This window comes from Nisaea sp. (assembly GCF_039990255.1).
Classification (GTDB): domain Bacteria; phylum Pseudomonadota; class Alphaproteobacteria; order Thalassobaculales; family Thalassobaculaceae; genus Nisaea.
This window is the reverse complement of the sequence record NZ_JBDXGG010000014.1, coordinates 1-2,995: the sequence shown is the minus strand read 5'-3', so window position 1 is coordinate 2,995 and position 2,995 is coordinate 1. Positions and strand designations below refer to the sequence as shown.

At 56.5% G+C, this 2,995-nt stretch carries 1 protein-coding gene and 1 pseudogene; both read right to left on the bottom strand.

The window, feature by feature from the left end:
• Positions 1-768: pseudogene (locus ABJ076_RS09310) on the bottom strand (hypothetical protein); the annotation flags it as partial.
• Between the two features lie 965 nt (positions 769-1,733).
• Positions 1,734-2,995: hypothetical protein (locus ABJ076_RS09305; protein ID WP_348290064.1), on the bottom strand; the 1,262-nt coding region annotated here is incomplete at its 5' end.

The following is a 2,995-nucleotide window of genomic DNA, read 5'->3' as shown; positions in this document are numbered from 1 at the left end:
ACCGCCGCCACCGAAGAGCCCGGCACCACCGCCCCCACCAGCACCGCCTTCGCTCGCATAGCGCACGTCGCACTCCCCTCCATATCCTCCGCCACCGCCCGTTCCTCCGTATCCCGAAGGCGCCAACTGATTGCCATTGATGACCGGAACGATCTTGGCTGGTGCGCCGGCGCCGTTGTCACCCACTTTGCCAAGCCCGCACTCCCCTCCAAATCCTCCGCTACCTCCTAAACCACCAGTACCGCCTGCGTAGACAGTCGCCGTTGGGGCCGATCCGATGGCTCTGCACGCCGTGATTTTCGCATTCGTAATCGAAATTCCCGTCGCCTCTTCGATCACGCTGCCGTCCCCATAGAACCAGGGCCGGGATGAGAGCCCCGATGCGTAGGGATTGAGCAAGTAGAGAGCGCCGCCAGCGCCCATCCCACCATCCGTCCCAGTCGCGACGCAGTTTTCGATTTTGAGATTGCGGAATTTGACGGTACCCGCGGCGACGATGAAGCCGCGCGCGACGCTGTTTCCGTCGATCGTCGAGAACTTTTCGCGCGACGGCCCTTTGATGGTCACCGACTTGGCAGAGTTCAGGATTCCGATGGCATCGCCGCTCGTGAGCGTAATGGTGACGGCGTCGCCGTTCGAGTCCTCCAGGCTGATCGTCAGATCCGTATCGGCATCCTTCGCCGTACTGTTGGCGGTCTGAATCGCCGTGTTCAGTTCGTCAAGCGACGTCACTTTGGTCACGTTCGTCTCTGCCGTTCTGGTCGTCATGGCGCTTCCTCGCTATGGTCGTTTTTCTCTCGATTTTGAGCAGATAAGATGAATGATCTATTTTGATCGTGGATTCCCGGTCGATGATCTTACGGCCGACATCCGGCATATTCCGCTCCTCCACTTGTGAGCAGTGAATACTGCGCGGATACCTAAATCAATCTAAGCGAGCCGAGCGCGTTGAGATAGGATGGCACGCGGTTTGTTTTGCGGGCACGTAGAGACCGCGAAATGAACGGCTGGGCCAAACGCAGATCGACACAGCCGGCGCCAGCTGTGTCGCTTTTGCAACAACAAAAATGATTCCCTGTTGAGCATGACTTGCCATGCGAATAAGGGCAGGTGCCGCCATCGGAGGCGTGAAAGGATTCTATGAGTTTATACGAGTAGGCCCACCTCACCTATCCTGCCAACGAGACAAAGGAGAGAAGGATTTTGGCCGGGAAGTTGGAGAATTTCGGAGAATCTTGGAGAGATTTGGAGAAAGAACCCAACAGAAGGCCGAAAGTCGGAGAATCTTAGAGAAAGTCGGAGAAAGTCAGAGAATTTCGGAGAATCGGAGCGAACGACGGAGAATCATAGAAAGAGGCCTTACGGATACTGTCGGCAAAGGGTGGCGAAGGCGTCAATAGGACAGATCTGCGACCACGGCCACTTCAATTGAGGTTGTGCTTATGGGCAAGGTTTGAGCAAACCTGGACAACACAGCAACTCTCTTTCATTGAAAGCCAAAATCGGTCGCGAAGCGGCCGATTTTTCCACTAAAACTCGCGCCGCGACCGCGTGAGCGGGCGCACAATAATAAGACGGCCGGGCCAATGGCCCGGCCGACAACAGCGCGAAACTTTTCACGAATATAGGTAGGCGGCGAATAGGCCCGGAAACAAAAAAAGCGGCCCCCCGAAGGGAGCCGCCGTCTGTCGGTTATGGCGCCGGATCAATGCACCCGAGTTGGGTAGGAGTCACTATTCAGCAGCTTCCAGAAATTGCACTTCGTCCTCGTCGCTCGTTTCATCACCCGCGTCCGGATCGATGGCGGGGAAGGCCATGATCGGGTCCATCCAATTCTTTGCCATGTCGGCCCGCTCGGCTGGTGTATCTGACGGCACCGCACGGAACCACCCGGTGAGAAGTGCAACCAAATCGCCTTTCTTGGACTTGGCGACTGATTTTTCGCTAAGAGCGACCCCGCTCTCTACAGCGATTTCCTTCAGCCGGTCGGACTTGTACCGTTTCAGGAATGTCTCGTCGGGCAGGTAGCTGTCCCGCACGTCCGCCTTAACATCGATGGCGACAAGGTTGTGCTCGTCTTCCTCCGTCTTGATCCCGTCCCCGGACTGGTGGAACGTCACTGTAACGAGCAGAGAATGAAGGCCGTCCAGCTCCTCGTCTGTGAGCGAACGGATAACCTTGAAGACCGTAGCCCTGTCGCCTGAGAGTTTGAACAGCGCCGGGATAGGTTCTGTAATCTCTCCCTCTTCCGGATAGTAGGACGAGCGCAAGGCAGACAAACCGGCATCACGGAACTTCGTCAGGAATGCGGCGGCGATCTCCTCGATGCTGTTCAGCATACCGCTGCCATAGCGATCTTGGAGACGGGGAGACGGCGCAAGGGAGACTTGGTTCTGAAACCCGGTCATGCATTGCAGCACTGCGACTTCCAGCACCTTGCGCCGATTGGAGATTAGATTTTGCTGAACCGCGATGGTCCGCAACTCGGCGGCGTGTTGAAGCTGTGCCGCTGTATATCGCGGCTTTGGCCCCGAAACCGTCCCTGAGTCACTACCGCGCGAGACCTTGACCAAGCCCGCCTTGATCGTCACGCGGCCAGACTGGAAATTCATCATGACAGTCGTAGGCTCCTCGGCCTCGTCCGCCGTGCGGTATTTGTGTTCGATCATGTACCAATCGTGACCCGGCTCGATGATGGTCATTCCCTCTGACTCATAAGCCGCTTTCCTTTCGTCGAAGGCTTTGCGCTGCAACTCCATGAATTGGGCAACGTCGCTGAATTGCTTTTCGACATTGTCGCTGAAGAGGTCCTGAACAAACCCGCCCATGTATTCCTCGATGTCAAAAATCGCCATGTCCGCAGTCGGCTTTTCGAAGAAATATCGCCGCGCCGCGTACTCGCTGTTACCCGCGTTGTTGTCTTCAAGATATTTGAAATAGGCGGCTTGCTCCTCGGCCGTGACAGAGGCCAAATGCTTGGCTTCCCTCTGACACA